Annotated in this window: 2 protein-coding genes; one reads left to right on the top strand and one right to left on the bottom strand. The window is 46.0% G+C overall.

Translation table 11 applies throughout. The annotated features are described in order from the left end of the window. Positions 1–361: 361 nt before the first annotated feature. Positions 362–1,720 (bottom strand): ATP-binding protein, encoded by a 1,359-nt coding sequence (locus I6E40_RS10475; protein WP_235387183.1) that lies wholly within the window; start codon positions 1,718–1,720, stop codon positions 362–364. A gap of 703 nt (positions 1,721–2,423) precedes the next feature. On the opposite strand from I6E40_RS10475, the gene I6E40_RS10470 reads away from it, so the two are divergent. Continuing rightward, positions 2,424–2,561: a hypothetical protein gene (locus I6E40_RS10470; protein WP_235387181.1), complete on the top strand. Its 138-nt coding sequence runs from the start codon at positions 2,424–2,426 to the stop codon at positions 2,559–2,561. The last annotated feature ends 56 nt before the right edge of the window (positions 2,562–2,617 follow it).

The raw sequence follows: 2,617 nt of genomic DNA, 5'->3' as shown, positions 1-2,617 counted from the left end.
TTCTGAGTTACCCAGTCTCCTGTACTTCTCTACAAATAGGTTTATGGAATCTTTTCAAAGAACTTTTGCTGTCGCTCGGAACTCACGGGCATCCCCGTTTTTTCCGTCAGCGAGTGCAAAAGTACGGCGACTTTCTGAACCAAGCAAGACTTTGACTCAAAAAATTTGAGAAAATCTGCGTTTTTCTGCTTTTGAGGGGGATTGCGAAGGGTTTGGCGTGCGGTTTGTAAAGCGCAGGTGACAGTTTGGAAGGGCTGTTTGCGCACGAATCGCCCAGAAATTTCCTTTGAACGCGAATCAAACGGATGGGCGAAGGGGGCGAAGGCAGAGCGAAGGGAGCGAAGGGAGAACAGGATGTGGATTAGAAAATAGAGCCGGTTTGAGGGATTTCTGCACGTTCTATACACATTATATAATATATAGGCATATAGGTGATACCATTCTTTGTATAGACTTCACGCTCATTATCCAGCACGATGGCGGAAGGAATGTTGTACTCTTTTTCCTGCAATAATTTGTCAAGTGCCCTATGTGACGTGTAGTCCTTTCCAGACTTGACTTCAATGGGTAGAACTGTCATTTCGTTTCCATTGTTTACAAGAAAATCAACCTCCCCCTTTTTCGCATTGTCATAATAGTATAGGTTGTGACCATGTGCCTTCAACTCCTGAGCGACTACACTCTCATAAACAGAACCAAGATTAACGCTTCTTTCTTGTTTCATCACGGGAGCTATATTATACTCGTACAATCGTCCGGTGAGCATCCCCACGTCGTTGAGATAGAGTTTCAAAAGATTCTTTTGCACGGACTCTGACAGTGGATATTTGGGATTGGAGATAGCGTGTACGTCAAGGGCGATTCCAGCGGATGCGAGGTATTCAAATTCTTCGGCATACCATTCAAACCTGTCGCCCTTCTTGTCTCGGATGTCTTTTGCCACAATGCGTTTTTTCTTATTTTCCATCTGAGACACAATCATGTCATAAATACGGCGGATGAGCAGTTTCTTGCTTGACTCCTTCTCATACTTGGCGGCATCCTCTTTGTAGAGGTCGCGGATTGACTCTTGAATCTCTCGAACTCGAACGATGTTGTGTGTCTCCAAGTATGTATTGACGACATCCGGCAGTCCCCCTACCAATAAGTATTTCCTAAACTCGCCCAACATCTTTTCATGCAGTTCTTCTGTGAGCGAGATTTGCTTTCTAAAACAATGATGAACATGCTCAAGAGCTTCCCTCCCCCAACCTTCTGCCATCAGCCATTCTTCAAAGTCAAGCTGATACATCTGCTTGCGGATGATGCTTCCGACCGGGATTGAAACCGTATTGCGAAGAGCTATGCCTAACAAACTACCACTGGCGATATAGGTAAACTTGCCTTCTTCGCGCAAAAATTTCAGCATGGTGAGATATTGGGGGTAATACTGAATCTCGTCAAGGAAGACAAGCGTGTCGGACTTATCACCCAGTTTTCCGCCTGCAAGCATGCTCAGCGTCAAATAGAACTCTTCCAATTTGTGAATATTGCGAAAGAGCCCCTCCGATTCATCGTCTCTGACAAAGTTCACCTCAACGAAATTCTTGAAAAGGCGATTGCCCACCTCACGAATGATGAATGACTTGCCTATCTGCCTGGCTCCCTCCACTACCATTATCTTATCACTGCCGGAGCGTAGATGTGCCTCAATATCTTTGCTAATCTTTCTGTAGAGCATGGTTGAATTACACTTTTCTCTTGTTTATTTGCTTGCAAAATTACACTTTTTCCTTATTTTCTTGATTGCAAAATTACACTTTTCTCTGTTTTGACTACTCGGGAAATTACACTTTTTCCTTATTTCTAAATTTCGAGGTGTTCTGCCGTCTTATTTCAGAAAGTGGAGGAATGGCGAAACTGAAAACGCGAGGAAGACGCGTTGAAGTGTCGCGAGGGGGAACGTCTGAACGGTTCGCCCAAAGACTTTCACGGTGCCGGTTCGTCCCAAAGTCAAAGCATTTTTCGCGACGCCGGGACTTCAAAGGGGCGCAAAGGAAGCAAAACTTGTGCCACTTTGCACGCAAAAAGGAAGACGGCAGAAAAATATAAAAAGGAACCGCGCGCGAGGCGCGCGTATTCACCTTTCATACCTATACGTTTTTCAAGGGTACATGCATTTCCTCCAAACCCTACACAGTTGGGGTTTAAAGTTTGATAATCAGAAGGGTTTGGTGTGTAGGGTTTGGTCTGCAAATCCTACACAAAACCCTTCACTGTGTAGGGTTGCGCGGCGAAGTGTGTAGGGTCGTGTTGAAGCAAAAAATATAAATGTAGGATTGGGCGGAAATAGGCAAAAACGCGGTTTTCATCCTACAATTTTTGCTCTTTGAGGGAACCTGTGTCGATGAGAAAAGAAAAACCAAGAAAGCTCCTTGAAGAGTATGGCGGCTACAGAAAACATTCCTCTGCCCCACAACGGGGACGCCACCTGTGCCACCTTACTTCGGCGCTGTCGCTGCAGCAAGATAGCGTGCGCCTTCGGCGCTGCGGCTCCCGCCGCCATCTTCGCGGGCGTATAGCCCTCCAGGCTAATCTTTCCTTGCAGCCTACTAACCCCGGGCTGCAGCCCGAGGTT

The organism is Prevotellamassilia timonensis (genome assembly GCF_021531665.1).
In the GTDB taxonomy this organism is placed as follows: domain Bacteria; phylum Bacteroidota; class Bacteroidia; order Bacteroidales; family Bacteroidaceae; genus Alloprevotella.
This window is presented reverse-complemented; position numbering and strand designations above follow the sequence as displayed.

Bases quoted from the DNA above. Each gene is read 5' to 3' on its own strand.
- I6E40_RS10475 (WP_235387183.1), bottom strand. From the start codon at position 1,720: ATGCTCTACAGAAAGATTAGCAAAGATATTGAGGCACATCTACGCTCC.
- I6E40_RS10470 (WP_235387181.1), top strand. From the start codon at position 2,424: ATGGCGGCTACAGAAAACATTCCTCTGCCCCACAACGGGGACGCCACC.